This is a genomic window from Psychrobacter sp. 1Y6, assembly GCF_052258385.2.
In the GTDB taxonomy this organism is placed as follows: domain Bacteria; phylum Pseudomonadota; class Gammaproteobacteria; order Pseudomonadales; family Moraxellaceae; genus Psychrobacter.
In genome coordinates this window covers 1786616-1800484 of sequence record NZ_JBQQEW020000001.1, presented here as the reverse complement: position 1 = coordinate 1800484, position 13869 = coordinate 1786616, and the positions used below count along the sequence as shown (strand labels likewise).

General features: G+C 46.8%; 26 protein-coding genes. All 26 read right to left on the bottom strand.

Going from position 1 to position 13869, the window contains the following annotated elements; all coding sequences use genetic code 11:
- Positions 1–58: 58 nt before the first annotated feature.
- The 26 genes from ACTXGF_RS21280 to ACTXGF_RS21155 all read right to left on the bottom strand — a co-directional run bounded on the left by ACTXGF_RS21280 (position 59) and on the right by ACTXGF_RS21155 (position 13869).
- Positions 59–409, bottom strand: a complete 351-nt coding sequence (locus tag ACTXGF_RS21280; RefSeq protein ID WP_443534855.1) for a hypothetical protein — start codon at positions 407–409, stop codon at positions 59–61.
- Complete coding sequence (locus ACTXGF_RS21275) at positions 406–2070, bottom strand: phage head morphogenesis protein (protein WP_443534854.1); 1665 nt, start codon at positions 2068–2070, stop codon at positions 406–408. Before ACTXGF_RS21275 ends, ACTXGF_RS21280 begins: the two co-directional genes overlap by 4 nt.
- On the bottom strand, positions 2063–3553 hold the full coding sequence (locus tag ACTXGF_RS21270; protein ID WP_443534852.1) for a phage portal protein family protein: 1491 nt from the start codon (positions 3551–3553) through the stop codon (positions 2063–2065). Before ACTXGF_RS21270 ends, ACTXGF_RS21275 begins: the two co-directional genes overlap by 8 nt.
- Before the next feature lie 15 nt (positions 3554–3568).
- Positions 3569–5191: a phage terminase large subunit gene (terL, locus tag ACTXGF_RS21265; protein ID WP_443534850.1), complete on the bottom strand. Its 1623-nt coding sequence runs from the start codon at positions 5189–5191 to the stop codon at positions 3569–3571.
- A gap of 108 nt (positions 5192–5299) precedes the next feature.
- Positions 5300–5800 (bottom strand): DUF1804 family protein, encoded by a 501-nt coding sequence (locus ACTXGF_RS21260; protein ID WP_443534848.1) that lies wholly within the window; start codon positions 5798–5800, stop codon positions 5300–5302.
- Between the two features lie 3 nt (positions 5801–5803).
- A complete protein-coding gene (locus tag ACTXGF_RS21255; protein WP_443534847.1) occupies positions 5804–6067 on the bottom strand; it encodes a hypothetical protein in 264 nt (87 codons plus the stop codon).
- Entirely contained in the window at positions 6067–6351 is a 285-nt protein-coding gene (locus tag ACTXGF_RS21250) for a hypothetical protein (protein ID WP_443534845.1), read from the bottom strand. Before ACTXGF_RS21250 ends, ACTXGF_RS21255 begins: the two co-directional genes overlap by 1 nt.
- Entirely contained in the window at positions 6348–6569 is a 222-nt protein-coding gene (locus tag ACTXGF_RS21245; protein WP_443534843.1) for a TraR/DksA C4-type zinc finger protein, read from the bottom strand. Before ACTXGF_RS21245 ends, ACTXGF_RS21250 begins: the two co-directional genes overlap by 4 nt.
- Position 6570: 1 nt before the next feature.
- Positions 6571–6792, bottom strand: coding sequence for a hypothetical protein (locus ACTXGF_RS21240; RefSeq protein ID WP_443534842.1), 222 nt, complete (start codon positions 6790–6792; stop codon positions 6571–6573).
- The gene (locus tag ACTXGF_RS21235) at positions 6782–7006 is read right to left on the bottom strand and encodes a DUF7940 domain-containing protein (protein WP_443534840.1); all 225 of its coding nucleotides are present in this window, start codon (positions 7004–7006) and stop codon (positions 6782–6784) included. The genes ACTXGF_RS21240 and ACTXGF_RS21235 overlap by 11 nt, the downstream gene beginning before the upstream one ends.
- A gap of 27 nt (positions 7007–7033) precedes the next feature.
- Complete coding sequence (locus ACTXGF_RS21230) at positions 7034–7501, bottom strand: hypothetical protein (RefSeq protein WP_443534838.1); 468 nt, start codon at positions 7499–7501, stop codon at positions 7034–7036.
- Entirely contained in the window at positions 7501–8286 is a 786-nt protein-coding gene (locus tag ACTXGF_RS21225) for an N-acetylmuramidase family protein (protein ID WP_443534836.1), read from the bottom strand. Before ACTXGF_RS21225 ends, ACTXGF_RS21230 begins: the two co-directional genes overlap by 1 nt.
- 135 nt (positions 8287–8421) lie before the next feature.
- Positions 8422–9021 (bottom strand): HNH endonuclease signature motif containing protein, encoded by a 600-nt coding sequence (locus tag ACTXGF_RS21220; RefSeq protein ID WP_443534834.1) that lies wholly within the window; start codon positions 9019–9021, stop codon positions 8422–8424.
- Positions 9005–9262: a hypothetical protein gene (locus tag ACTXGF_RS21215; RefSeq protein WP_443534832.1), complete on the bottom strand. Its 258-nt coding sequence runs from the start codon at positions 9260–9262 to the stop codon at positions 9005–9007. The genes ACTXGF_RS21220 and ACTXGF_RS21215 overlap by 17 nt, the downstream gene beginning before the upstream one ends.
- A 74-nt stretch (positions 9263–9336) precedes the next feature.
- Positions 9337–9615, bottom strand: coding sequence for an HU family DNA-binding protein (locus tag ACTXGF_RS21210; protein ID WP_443534830.1), 279 nt, complete (start codon positions 9613–9615; stop codon positions 9337–9339).
- A 4-nt stretch (positions 9616–9619) separates the two neighbouring features.
- On the bottom strand, positions 9620–10015 hold the full coding sequence (locus ACTXGF_RS21205; RefSeq protein WP_443534829.1) for a hypothetical protein: 396 nt from the start codon (positions 10013–10015) through the stop codon (positions 9620–9622).
- Entirely contained in the window at positions 10012–10305 is a 294-nt protein-coding gene (locus tag ACTXGF_RS21200) for a hypothetical protein (RefSeq protein WP_443534827.1), read from the bottom strand. Before ACTXGF_RS21200 ends, ACTXGF_RS21205 begins: the two co-directional genes overlap by 4 nt.
- Positions 10306–10310: 5 nt before the next feature.
- A complete protein-coding gene (locus ACTXGF_RS21195) occupies positions 10311–10595 on the bottom strand; it encodes a hypothetical protein (protein ID WP_443534826.1) in 285 nt (94 codons plus the stop codon).
- A 12-nt stretch (positions 10596–10607) separates the two neighbouring features.
- The gene (locus ACTXGF_RS21190; RefSeq protein ID WP_443534824.1) at positions 10608–11234 is read right to left on the bottom strand and encodes a DUF3164 family protein; all 627 of its coding nucleotides are present in this window, start codon (positions 11232–11234) and stop codon (positions 10608–10610) included.
- Entirely contained in the window at positions 11227–11496 is a 270-nt protein-coding gene (locus ACTXGF_RS21185; protein ID WP_443534823.1) for a hypothetical protein, read from the bottom strand. Before ACTXGF_RS21185 ends, ACTXGF_RS21190 begins: the two co-directional genes overlap by 8 nt.
- Complete coding sequence (locus ACTXGF_RS21180) at positions 11477–11737, bottom strand: hypothetical protein (protein ID WP_443534822.1); 261 nt, start codon at positions 11735–11737, stop codon at positions 11477–11479. The genes ACTXGF_RS21185 and ACTXGF_RS21180 overlap by 20 nt, the downstream gene beginning before the upstream one ends.
- A gap of 13 nt (positions 11738–11750) precedes the next feature.
- Positions 11751–12164 (bottom strand): hypothetical protein, encoded by a 414-nt coding sequence (locus ACTXGF_RS21175; protein ID WP_443534820.1) that lies wholly within the window; start codon positions 12162–12164, stop codon positions 11751–11753.
- Between the two features lie 41 nt (positions 12165–12205).
- A complete protein-coding gene (locus tag ACTXGF_RS21170) occupies positions 12206–12667 on the bottom strand; it encodes a Mor transcription activator family protein (RefSeq protein WP_443534818.1) in 462 nt (153 codons plus the stop codon).
- Between the two features lie 68 nt (positions 12668–12735).
- The gene (locus ACTXGF_RS21165; RefSeq protein ID WP_443534817.1) at positions 12736–13185 is read right to left on the bottom strand and encodes a gp16 family protein; all 450 of its coding nucleotides are present in this window, start codon (positions 13183–13185) and stop codon (positions 12736–12738) included.
- Positions 13175–13435 carry a hypothetical protein gene (locus ACTXGF_RS21160; RefSeq protein WP_443534815.1) on the bottom strand — a complete coding sequence of 87 codons (261 nt, stop codon included), beginning with the start codon at positions 13433–13435 and terminating at the stop codon, positions 13175–13177. Before ACTXGF_RS21160 ends, ACTXGF_RS21165 begins: the two co-directional genes overlap by 11 nt.
- A complete protein-coding gene (locus ACTXGF_RS21155; protein ID WP_443534813.1) occupies positions 13432–13869 on the bottom strand; it encodes a hypothetical protein in 438 nt (145 codons plus the stop codon). Before ACTXGF_RS21155 ends, ACTXGF_RS21160 begins: the two co-directional genes overlap by 4 nt.

Sequence of the window (13869 nt, the reverse complement as noted above, 5' to 3'; positions counted from 1 at the left end):
TAAACGGTAGACACAAAAAAACCCACCGATTAGGGTGGGTTTTTTGATTAATACGATACTAATAGATCATTAAATCGTCTAACAGCTCAGCGGCCACTTGCTCATCGTCTGTGAGCGGCTCCAAATCATCAGGCCATTTTGCGACATAAGGCGACAACGTGATTGGGAACTCATCAGCAGGTAACTCAAACATCAAGCAAGTGGCAAACTGCTCAATGTTGCGATAAGCATCGTCTATCGCAATCGCAGGGACTGGCGTATAGTCTGAGCCGTAGTACATCGCTGACGACTGCGCACTATCGATGATAGCTGCCAACTTATTTTTGGCAGCACTATTACCGATCAATAAACCTTGCTTGAGGTCTAAAGTCAGTTTTTGGCTATCAAACATAAAGTCGATGGTCGTCATGGCGTGTATCTCGTTAATAGAGCTATGGCTAAGTATAGCATATCAGGATCATTATCTAACAAGTGTTTTATCGTAAGCGATTGCGCTTGACCACTGCCTAAGATTGTTTGCATCGTCATAGTAATCAGCTCAAGCGGCTTAGGGTCTGTATCACTGCCATAGTTACGACCGATATAGACATTGGCAAAGTTGTCTCGTCTGCCGACTTCGCTTGGTGCGTAATACGGATACTCGCCGCGCTCTTTTTGTATCAGTGCCAGTGGGCGCGTGCGCTCGCCTTTGGTTCGGTCTATCCATAGCTGTTTAAAATAAGCGTCTAGCTCAGGCATGATGGCTTGCAAACGATGACCGTATTCATGAATAGCAACATCAAAGCTTGCCGCATCCATCTTACCTTTGGTCATCTTGCCAACTTTCATAAAGCTGTCGCCTGGCGCAATATCATCGACGAATTTAGCAAACACTTTTAACTGCTTATGCCTTGATATTTGTGTTTTTAAGACGTTCGAGGTTTGATCGCTATCAACATACAAGTGAAATGCACGAGTCGGCAATTCTCTGACATAGGTCGTACCAGCTTCATTTGCTTTATCGACCCATGATGACGGATAGCGCCCCAATATCGCTTGCACCTCGCTGGTCTTGTCACCGCCAAGCTTAGCAAGCGCCCCAGTGGGCACGCCCTCACGCTCCATCACCTCTATAAGCGCATCTGAAAATGCGTACTCTTTATCCAAATCGACGGCATCAAATGTCTCGGCGTGCTTGCGGTAGATTTCTTTACCAATGGCAGCAGCCTCTTGCCACTGAGCAGCAGCGGGCAATATAGCCGTTGCTATTTCAGGTACGTTGTAGCGTGCTAATATCTTATTAGCCTCGTCTTGCAGCTGTTTGGCAAAGTCACTGCCATGCTTACCTTCAGCAATTTTTAGTAGTGAGCCGATCCTATCGCCGTGATTATGCGCAAAGCTTAAGCTGATGCCCGTCGGCACACGCTCTATCTTGCCTGTACGCGGGTTTTCGACGTCCTCGTACTCGATGTCTTTATCTTCAGTGACGCCGCCCGCACGTTCGGCTTGAGTGCGTGTTAGCTGCTTAACCCAGCACAGACACCCGTAGCCGTTCGGCGGTAGTATTTGCTGCCAGATTGCGTCGTCAACGGGTCTAATGATGCCATAATACTGCTTGTGGTCGCGTCGTCTACGAGTCGCGAGAGACGGCATATATTGCAGGTATGGCAGTGCCTCTTTAGTCTGCTGTATACGATCCCATTGACCAGCCGCGTATGCGGTGTGCAGGTTTGTTTGGTAGATAGTACGCAGACGACGAGTTGAGCCTAGTTGCACCTTTTGTATTGAGCCGTCTTTTGGGTCGCTCATGACTTGCTCACCCCACCAGCCTTTGCTCATCAGATACGGCTTCAGACGCTTTTGAAAGTCTCGAAAATCTGTGCCGTTTTCTAATGCCGCGCTGATAGCATCACGAGTCTCAGCCAGCATATCAGCGTCCATCATCTTAGCGACGGTAAAGGCGACAGCGTGCTCATGCGCCAGCACGTCTAGATAACTAAAGCTTGAGCCAACCATCTTGGCATTGAATGCAGCAATCGCCTCAGCATTGGGCAAGATGTTAAAGTTGGCATCGGTGTAAGCATCAGGCATCTTTATCGTCCTTGTTGATGCCTAGGCCGTCAGTAAAGCTATTGACCAACTTGTCAGCGAGAGCGGCAACCAAACCCTCATCAGGCAAATCAAGCTTGGCAAGCCCTAGCTTTAGCTCATCATAGCTGTCACATTTTTGTGATAGTGCTAAGAGTGCGGCCATTTTAGGCTCCATCAAACCGCGCTCTTGCTCGATATCGTCATCCGTCGCAGGGTCAGTAATGATGGTTGGTAGGTTTTGCGACAGCTTGTATTGTAGTGATAGCTGGTCAAGTATTTGCTGCGTAGACGGTACTGGCGTCGGTGCAGGCGCAGTACTATCGATAATCTCAAACTCAGACTCTTCATAGCCGACATTGAGCAGCCTTTGCTTAGTCAAGCGCACTTGCCCAGTACTGACGTATTTTGCGTCAATCTCGGCCTCATCTTTATTAAACTTTTTGACGACTGGATATTCGAACCAGATGCCTTGTGGGGCGTTTATTGGCACACCCCATGCTTGGTTTACCGCAATGATGGCATCGATAGCATGTTGTATGCCGCGAGTCATCAGCCCTAGATAGGACATCACTCGGTCTTGGCGTGCCTCGTCGTCCGTTTCTTGCGCTGAGCGTGAGCCTGCGGTCAACTCGCTGGTCTTGACGCGTCCCAGTAGCAGCTTTTGGATACGTCTATTGGCAAGGCGTTCAAACAGCTCAAACGCTGAGCCGTCGCCTGATAGTTGGTGCATCTCAATCTTATCGTCTTTACCGATGCCAGCAGCACCGCCATTGATAAAGCTAAATATCTTACTGGTAAAGTCACCAAGCGTCGTGCCAAACCCACTGTCAGAGCCTTGCATACCAACGACATAGGGCTGCGAGTAGCGAGCAATAAACTGTCCAGCATACGCCCATTCGCGTCGGCGTAGTGCTACCGCAGGATAAGCACGGACAATCATCAGCTCACCCGCTGGACGCGCGGGAACGGCCTTACTGGTAAGAACCAAGTACTTAATCGTTTGATTGATTTCAATGTTGTCATCTTCAGTCTTGAGCTGCATTGAGCCATCACGCATGGGCGTATAGTTATCAAGCTCACCGTCTTTTGACAAAAGACTGTGTAGCGTCAAAAATCCGTCAGGCTCTTTTTTAAAGACGTATTCAGCCACGGCGTAACCGTTGAATTTTGCCAGTACTGCAAGCGACGCAAAATCATTATGCAAGCGGCGTATGATGCGATAGAGCCGATTGACTGTGTCTTCATTGACATCGTCGCCCCAAATACGCCATGCAGCAGCGCTGATAGCACCTTCGATATCCTCACGGCAGCTGATGACCTCGTCGTCTGCCATCACTGCATCGAGCAGCTCTTGGCGCGTCTTACCCGTCTCTTGTAGCAGTACGTCAGCACTGACCGCATCGCTACTCTCAAGCGCACTATCAAAAGCGACATAGAGTGTTTTTTGGTCTACCTTTTGCTTCTTGGGTTTTATGCCAAACATAATCTATCCTTATCGCTAATTGTGGTACAGGCTGGGCTGAGGCACGTTGAATGCAGCCATTGGCGTAGCGGCAGCTTTGGCAAAGCTAGTCGCAAGCTTCCAGACCATCTCAGTCGCATCGGGGCCGTCATCGTTTTCGTGTTTGGGGAAATGGGTAAAATGTGCAATTAGCGTCTTTTGCTTGTGATGCAATAACAGCAACTCGTTTTCCATATGCGGCTGCAATGCCGTAATGCGCAATATCTTGTCGCTATGCGGATGGACAGCAATAGCAGGCACATGCACCCCAGCAGCGGCGGATCGCTTGACAATCTCAGTACGCAAAAACTCCTGAAACTGCACAGCTTCAACAGCCCAGCCAAGACAGTTATATTCCTTTTGATAGCGGATGACGTCGGATATAATCTTGTCAGGCGTACGGCGCTGGATATCTGCTAATACGATATACAGCTTGCCATGCAAGCGGTCATAGCCGCCAATAACGATAGCAGACGGGTCGCCGCGTTTACGCTTAGCGCCTTTTTTACCCAGTGAAGGATCGAGCGCGGCAAAGTAGACCAATCCCGCAGGCAGATCGCGCCAGTAATTGATTGAATCGGTAAATGGTGAGTCTTCACCCGCAGCAGGGTCGTTTTGCAGCTCGCTATCAAAGTTACTGTGTCCGTCACGGGCGCGGATAATCATCAGCTCAAGAATGGGCCTAGCATCCCACGACACAACAGCGCCTTTGTTCATCTTGCGTTTATACTTTTGATAAAACGCGATGGCGGCAAGCTCACCTTTATCGTGGTAAATAGCTTCCCACTCATCCCACAATTTCATGTTGTCAGGCCATTCGATCAGCGCTCTGAAGACACGCGTCGTCCAACCTTTATTTTTTAGTATGCGATTGAGTACGCTATCGTGATGCAGTATCGTACCGATATAGACGACGTCCATCTTTTCGCCAGCGGCGGCAAGCTTCAGCGGTGTACGCTTTAACCAGCGCTCTAGTTTGTCGCGCTGATCTGGATTCTCTACATTTTCATCGTTCTCTAGGTCATCGAGCAGCACCAAATCAGGACGATAAGCCCCATAAACCCAACCACGCATTTTCTTACGAGCACCGGCACACTGTATCTTGATACCATTGGCAGTATTGATGGTTTCTGTCTGCCAAATACGGCCAGTACCGAATGCTTTAGGGAAGTCGGCCTTAATGCGCGGATTGAACTCAAGCTCGGTTTTGATGGCTTGTAAAAATTCGGACGACTGATCGATACTGTCAGAGATAATAGCGATGTATTTCTTCTGATCTGTGACGACGCAGTACAGGGCAAACAGACGGGTGACAATGGTTGATTTGGCTTCACCACGCGGCGCGGCCAGTGCATCCAATTCTGAGCGCTCAGACGATAGGATTTGCGGTAAGCGAGCAAACAAATACTTGTGCAGGTGCGACTGGGATGGGTTACGCAGGTAGTGCGGAAAGTAATGTGTGACAAAGTATTCAAAGCCCGTGACTTTATCATTGACCTTTTCGACGCGCTCTGCGATTGCAGCGGGATCATTATCCCAGTCATTGCAATGCGCATCGATGTCGGCTTGCAGCGCACGGGCAATATCCTTAAGACGATCAGCAAACTCTTTGTTTCTCATATTATCTCGCACACGTCTTTAGCATAATAATAAATAGCCAGATGCAAACCCATGGCAGCTTGCTGCTAATGGTCTTTAATTGTTCAAGCAGCTTGGTTTCAAAGTCGGTCACTTCAGTTCCTTAGATATCAAATCACCAAACGGATCAAGCACACTCATAAACTCAATAAGCAGGTCGGGCTTGTGCTCTTGGATGTACTTTGCGAGCAGCTCCAGTACTTGCAGGGCAATAGCGAGCTTGGATGTTTCAGGCAATAGCTTACGGCTTGATGCGACAGTTTTGTTATACGCATCAGCAAGCGAGGTTAGCATCTCAACGCGCTGTCCTGGCCCAATATCATCAGTCGCTTTGATAGACTCCATCGTCGCCTTGAACTGGATGATAAAATCAGTCAAGATTTGGCGCGATATGTCTTCTAGGTCACCACCCGCCATCGTGTGTGCAACTTTGACTTTGTCCCAGTCATCACCTGCATCAGCTGCTTGGTTTTTCCAGCGCTGTGCGGTTGCATAGCCGACATCAGTTGTGACAGCCGCCATTGTTAGCGATAGGCCATCAAAGATGTATTTCTTGCGTAGATCGTCTTTTGTAGCCTGCGAGTGCGCCATCGATCAGCCTCCAAACTTAGCTTTGATAAGCTCTATGCCGACGCTGATGACCGTGCCACCAACGCCACCAGTAAAGGCACCCGCCATTGCACCCGCCATCGTGGCGCGTTTACTGATATTGGTCTCTAGTGCGTCAAACTGACTCATCATGGTCTGATTTTGCGCTTTGATATCGCCGAGTAGTTGGACGACTTCATTAGGTGCGTCTGTCGCATCTGTAGACGTTGGCGCGGCTTGCTTATTAAAGTGCTGTTGCTGATTGGGCATTACTTGTCCGCCTTTTTGTCCATTTTGTCGCCAAGTCGGACGACATCGGTTTTAATCTCACGCAGCATACCGAGGATCTGCTCGCTATCACGATGCGACTCAGACTTGCTTTGATAGTCGCGATATACTTCAGCCTTAAGCGCTGCCACGTCTGCCGCAACCGTATCAATCTGATTGCCGTTTTTTTCTTGGACTTGGCTAATAGAGCTGACCCAGCGCCAAAACACGGTAGACACGAGAGTGACAACGGTAGCGAGTCCAAACATAATCAAGGTATCAGTCATCGTCTGCGCTCCCATGCTTCAAACTCATTCTGGCAAGGGATGCAGCGCGTCGCTGAGGGCATGTATTGCTTGCGCTTCTCACCGATAGGCTTTTCGCAGTCCTCGCACTCAGTTGCATCACTAGGCGTCAGCGCTTGCTGTTTAAGCCGTGCAGCTGCTATAGCGGCGTCACGATGGCGCTGCGCTTGTTCGTTCGCTTTATCGATGAGATCGTCCATGCTATAGCTCGGATTCTAGTGCAGCGGTTTTTTTGAGGTGCAATTGCATCTCTTTTATCAGCTTTAAGGTTTTCAGATTGTGCTGACCCAGCTTGCGCACCTTTGGATTGGTAGCCTCAAAAGGAGTACGGCTATTTGATTGCTTTAAATACCAATCTTCTTGCTCTACAAAGTCTTCATTGGTCAGCTCAATAATCTCACCGCATACATCTTCAATACTCATGATCGTGTCCCATTCTTTTTGATTGATCGATAAACCGCAGGATAAGTCCCGCAAAAGCAACAATAGCAATGGCTTGTTTTTGGTTCTCTTCTGGCAGTAGCATGAGCAGCTCAGGCGGTAACGGCGTGGTTGCTAAAAAAACCACGAGCACAAACGCCCAGTTGCTAAGCCATTTCCAGCCATTTCGCCAATTCTCTACGGGTTTAATATTCATTTTTGACTCACTCATTCGTTGCAACCATCATCTTGCGTCTTGCAAGAGTCTGATGTCGTTGACGTGTCCATCAGCTGCTTTTGCCAGCGCTGTAATTGATCCGCTACATTCTTTGAGTAGCTGACCTGTGGTAGCGGCGTACTGAGCACGATAGGTGGCGTCGGTTTCGGCATTGGCGGCGAGTCGGTCGATAGTCTGTGACAGCCGCTCATTAGCAGTATTAGCACTAGCAATGGCGCTAGCATTAGCCGCTTCGCGCTTTTTATGATCGTTGATGGCAGTGATTGTCTGGTCATATTGCTCTTGCTCCAGTTTGCGCGCACGGGTCTGATAGTCAGCGTTTAATGTGGTCAGCTCAAGCGCGTGCTCGGTTTTGAGTTGCTTGATCTGCTTATCTTTTTCTCTACAGCCATCGACGGCAAAAGCAAACGTAAAAACAAAGCACAATGTCAAAATCTCATAGCGCCATCGCCATGCAATCATTAAGTAAGTCATTACCAGCCCTCACGTTTGGCTTTGGCATAAGCGCTCATCAGCTTGTTGTCGTAGTCATTGCGCTGATAGTCTGAGCCGTTATAACCCTTAGCAAATGCAGCCCAGTCATGCTTACGCAATGCAGCATCAAGCCCCGTCACTTTGATATAACGACACACCGCATCAAGCTGCTGACCTTCCGACTCATACATTCGCGTGACAAAATCACGAATAGACTCATAGCCCAGCTTTTGCCAGTTAAAGCCCATCACTTGCCCAAAGCCCCATGATGCTGACTCATGCGCGGCATCCCAATTAAGGGTTGCTGCTATCTCTAATTTTTCATATTGCGGTCGTACGTTATACGCGCCACTGCTTCCATTACAGACATCAGGATACTTAGCAACCATTTCATTGCGTTTGGTATACCAGTGGCGCTTAGTCAGTGCGTCATAAAACTTATGGCGCTCAAACAAGATGACAGGCGTACCATCTGCATAAAACCCACCTTTTGGTGACTCAATATCATTGAGCGCTTTGATAGTAGCGGGATCGACATTGATACGCTTAGCAGCGCTAATGATCTCCTCGCGCGTGGCTTTTGGCGGGTTCTTACGAGGGATGAGCAGCACAGGCAAAGACGCTAAGCCCATGCTAATGAGTACGGCCATAAGACGGTCAGGCGGTGTGTGTTCAAGCAATTCTTTAGCGCCATCGACATTCAATTGTGTCAGTTTGCGATCTGGCACTTGTGTGCGTAGCCAATCATAAAACTGGGTATCATCGGGTAGTGTGTCAACTGTCATCACAATCTCATATCAATAATTGATGTAAGCCCATTATGATGATGGTGAGATAGAGCGGTTAGATGATGCGGTTCAGGTAGGCAATAAAAAACCCGCTATCAGAGGACTGGTAGCGGGTTGGGTAAAGGCGGTTATTTATCTTGCTCTATTGTTCACATGATAATTAAGGGTTTCGGTCAGTAGCACTGCTTTATTGATATCGACATCATCGGCAAATCGCTCATCGCGGTGATTGACTTTACCGTTGACTTCGACCGGCACACAGATCAGATTTTCAAGGCTGCAATTGCTGCGGTCATTATCCAAAAACCGTATCACATGCCGCGCTGGTATCTTACCATTGGTTTGCTGCCACACATGACGATGCTTTAACTCAAACTTACGCGGCTCTGCGACTTTAATCATGATGTAGCCTTGAGTGTTTTTATACTCGTGTCCGACGGGCTTGTGATTGTAAGGCATTTGACCTTTTTTAAACGTCGTTCTGTTGCGGCCAGTCAGTCCTTTAGTGCCTTTATTCCACGACTCTTGACCTTCTTTAAAAACAGTATCAAGTCCATTTGCCCATTTTTTACGTTTGCACAATGCGCCTAGGTTGTCAGCACTAAGCTCACGCTTGAATGCGGCGTTAAATTTAGTCGCCAAATCTTTGCGACTGATGCCCGTTTGATTGGTCTCTATCCAGCTGAGTTCCTCATCTGAGTAAGGAATAGCGCGATTATTTCGACCCTGCATGGCTGATCTCCTTTGGCATAAGTGTCTCAACCATACGCTCTGGTGCGTACTCCGCGATGATCTTAGCTCGTTCGTTGATGACGCGCTCACCGTCGATGATTTGTGCTGATAGATTGGTAATGGCTTTGCTGCGTTTGATTTCAGCTTCGATGGCTTCACCTTCTAGATCAGGGTTTAGCAGTCGTTCGAGTTGGTCATGCAGGTGGCCGTTAAGGGCGTTTATGCTGCGATCCTTTGACATAGTATTACTCCAATTTGATGTAAAAAAGACTGGCTCAATGCCAGCCTTTATAGGGGTTTAAATGGCATTTAAATCTAATCTAAATTAACGATGTCTTTTAATCCTTTACCAGCGATGAAGCTGATACGCTTTTTGGCAGGGACTTCGACAGGTTCGCCGTTTTGAGGATTATGCGCCATGCGTGCTGGTTGATGAGTTGCCTTAAACGTGCCAAAGCCGACCAGCTTCACATCTTCACCTGATGCCAGCGTATCAGTTATGGCATCAAGAACGACTTGCAGAGCTATCGCAGCGCTCGTGTCAGTACGATGCGAGTCTTGAGCGATTTTCTTGATTAATTCTTGCTTATTCATAATTTCATCCTTTTGATTTAATTTCATAATTGGTTGCTATTTCATAATCGAAGTCAAATTCGATAACGTTGACAGTGATAAACTTAGTGCCAACCAAACCTTCAACCTCATCAAGCATCTGATTGACACCTCGTGGACTCCAAGGCTTGCCATCCGCGAGATACTCAATAATCCTTTGACCATAAAACTTGATGACACGTCTTATAACATCACCACCGCACTGCTTCAGACTTTGTTCATGCCACATATAAAACTGGTGCATTTCAATCCAGTACTGGTAAGGCATATCAACTTGCATCTCAAATATCAGTTCGATATCGTCATTGATGGTATCCATATTTACTAGATACGTATTCGTATCCTGCTGCTGCGCTATTTTTCTAATCTCTTCTAGTCTCATGACGCCTTCCTTGTTTTTGATAGTTGATGAATGGTTTTTTCACGGTGCCAGGCTTTAAAATAAGCTGCTAGATCAGCGTTTTTTAATTGCATCAGCTTTTTGTATCTGACTTCACTCAGATAGACGCTGCAATCGCCTTGTCTTGAAGCGGGTCTACAAATAACGATATGACGTGTCTCACGCTCAAAGCGGACGATGATGCCGTGTTCATTGAGCCGACTGTTTAGCTTTTTGATATATCGTTTGATACGTCTTGGCGCTGCGTTTGGGTCATGTTGTTGTCGTTTCATGATAACTACCCCCAGTTTTTGCAGTATCTGAGCAAGGTTCTATCAGTCTTCAGCATTAGACGCAGCAACTTTTCATCATCTAAGTTAAAGCTAATACCAATACTTTTATCAGCCGCTGTTTGATTAATCATGTACTCTTCACCGTCCCACCAAACCATCATGTCATAATGTTCAAGGCGCTCATTCAAAGGCTCAACCATTCGATCTAGACATATTTTAGTCCTATCGCTAACCAGTTTGAGCTTGTCGATACTGTGCATGATTTCATGTATTGTTGCTTTTTTAGCCATAACGCATCACTCCTACACATTACTAAAATCAAGTGAGATTTGATGATAAGCGCCTTGCTCATCACGCTCATAAAAGCGGATATACTCTTTGGTATCGGTGACTTGGATAGCATCACTAATGGCATCCATCGCGCTTGTCCACTTGTCGTCATTGATATCTAAACTACGTAGCGCAAGTACACGGCCCGTTGAGATATTGCCTTCTTTGTCAACTTGGAACGCTTGATTAATCAGCACTTTGATATTGTCGTTACTGTCTTGCGTCCAATCGGTGAGACATTCATCAATCAGCTTTTTGGCAACTTGCAGACGCTCATCAAAGACAATATTTTCAGAGACAGCGACTTGTACTTTATACTTACCATCAAACGACAGCAGCGTTGTATTGCCTTTTTTACCGCCTAGAGTCACTTTGTACTCTTGAGCTGACAAGGCGACAAAGTCATTAAACGTATCAAACAGCTTGTTTTTAGCAATGCGCATCTCAGCACGTTGTTTGATAGCAATAGCGATCATGTCTTTGACGACTTCGTCACGCAGTTTATCGACAGGCTTGACCTTATCGACAGGGATCAAGTGACCTTTGGCGTTTTGCATATAACCATCTGGCACTTGAGTCGTTTGATTTTGATTATTCATGGGTAGATTCCTTTTGGTTTTTTGCTTTATCAGCAGATATTTTGTTAATAACTCTTTCAGTCGTGAACCTCACTGGCTCGGCTAACGACTCATGATGGATCTCTGGCTGTGCGTCAATAAACTCTTGCGCTGATACGACGATTTCGTCTGTTAAGTTAGGTGCGAGTCTGACGATTGTTCTAACAAGTAACTCGTACTGGATGCTTTCGCACATCTCTTTCCAGTCAGCATCATTGTTCACTTTAAATTCTCTGGTTTGCATTGGTTTCTCCTTCCGTGGGTGCGTTATCAAAAATATCAGCAGCATTTGTAATAACGGCATATGTATGATAATTAACGAATTTCACAGTAACTTGATACGTCGGCGTGTTATGACCATAACCATTAGTACTACAAACGATTTTTATCTCTCTGTTTTTTGCCGTTTTGGGTATTAGCTTTAGAGCAGCTTCTGTCGCTTGATCTTCATTACCTAAAAAGTAAAAATTGATTGTGTTTTCCATTACCTTTATCTCCCTAAGCCACCAAAAACATAAGCCAGACACCCAGTGCCAGTAGCAAACCTAGCAGCACCACAATGACCATGTTGAAGACGTACATCTGATCCATTCGCAGCTTCAGCTTTGCGATGTCATTCTCAGTCGCCACCTCAAAATCAGGATAGCGAGCGAGCATACAGGCTTGATATTGCTGCTTGAGATACTCATCGACACTGGGACGCAGCGCATGAGGATAGTCATCATGGGCAGGCGCATCCCAATTAAACTCGCGCAGCTCATCGGCCATCGCTTGCTCATCAGTGCTCAGCACAGGACAATCGATTTTTGCACGCATCTTGTTCATGCCGTCACGATAGTCATCAGCACTAGGTAGTACAGGCACGTCAAGCGGTACAGGCGGTTTTTTCATCGTCGTATTCGTCATCATCATCACCATTTCGTTAATTTTAAAATTAGGGTTAAAAACAAAAATCAGTTATCAAACAAGCTCAGTTGCGTATCAGCTCGCTTGCTCTCAGCGCTTAGCACTACGTATGCCCAGCGCTCAGTAAAGCCGTACTGCGGCGCGTATAGGTGGATAGCGGCGGTCTGTGTGTCACCGCGTGCGACCATCATCATCACTTTTTGACGAAACTCTTGATTGCGTAGCTGTATCAGTGCCACATGACAGCGTGGGATGTAGACATCATCACCACCAAAGGCTTGCATAAGCTTTCGAGCGGCATCTTCACCGACAGTTGCGATCAACTTATCCATCGCGGCGCTTGATACTTCACCCTTTGGCATCGGAAAATCAACACCACCAAAGGCTTGCACAAGTTTCAGCGTCGTTTCATAACCAATGAGGTTAGAGATATCGACGACGACATCAGGCAATAACTCTGGTAACAGCTCGTTTACTAATGCGTCGATGTCGATGTGTTGCTTGCTCATTGGCGGCTCCAGCTGTGTTTATTTGATAAATTTGCGTTCATTTATGCTTTGGTATTACAGGTTTGCGTTCATTTCGGTTCTGGTACCGCTTTTTTCTGTGCGTTTGCCGCCGCTTTTTTGGCTTCTCGGCGCTGATGCACGCTCAACGCTTGGGTTACTTTGTATAGTTGGTTGTCATTTAAGAATTGCAGGCGCTTAATCTGGAACATACTGTCTGCCATGCCGTGTGCGTAGTTCCAATGCAGCCCCATATCAGCCAATATCGCCTCAATCTTGCTCATTAGGTTCTTGCGACGCTTGATAACATCAGGTTTTTTGCCGTGTTTTGGCGTTGCTTTTGGCTTAAAACCGCTGTTTTGCATGTCTTTGACCACGCTCTCAAGCTGGGCGATGGTCATATCAGAGCATGAGCGCTTACCTGTGACGCGCCACAGCACGTCGCGGTAGGTGTCATCGTCAAGACCGAGGTCTTTTTTGCCGATATGCACCTTTGCCATAAGGATTTTTTTAGAGTTCATTGGGCGTCTCCCTTTCTTTACGCTGTCTCAAAACCGTATCCCATGCCCGTACTGCTGCTACATGAGCATCTTTTACTTCTTGACCGTCTTTGACAAATAGCGTGGTGACGTATTGGCCTTTCATGACTTCCGTACCGTGACAACCTGCATATTGATTTTTAAAATGCAGTTCATTAAGGCGGTTTGCCATGCGTATAGCTGACTCTTTGCTGAGCGCACCAACCTTTATGCTTTTGAATTGCTTGCTCATTGGTCGTCTCCTAATACCGATGAAACTAAATCTTCGCAATGTTGCTGTGTTGCAAAATCAACCTTTGCGCTCGGTTTGTCTTCAATCACTTCAACGCTATCGCAGACGGTGTTTAAGTGGCGTAGCGCCTGACCGATACTGGCAAAGTCAACTCTGCGAACCCCCATATCAACCTTTTCCTTCTTCTTGCTACGTGGGCTTTTTCTTACATATCGAACATTTGGCATATAAAACTTACTTTCAGGATGCAGCTCAGGATCAAGTATCCAACCACCCTTTAGCTGGCCGTTAACATATAAAACCACTCGCAATTTGCGTTTGTACAACCGCTCTTGTAGCGATATGGCGTAGCCGTCGCACATGAGTTTGAGTCCTGAATATATATAGCTTTCAGTACTCAACGTCTTAATCTGCTCTTTACTTAACTTTGGCAT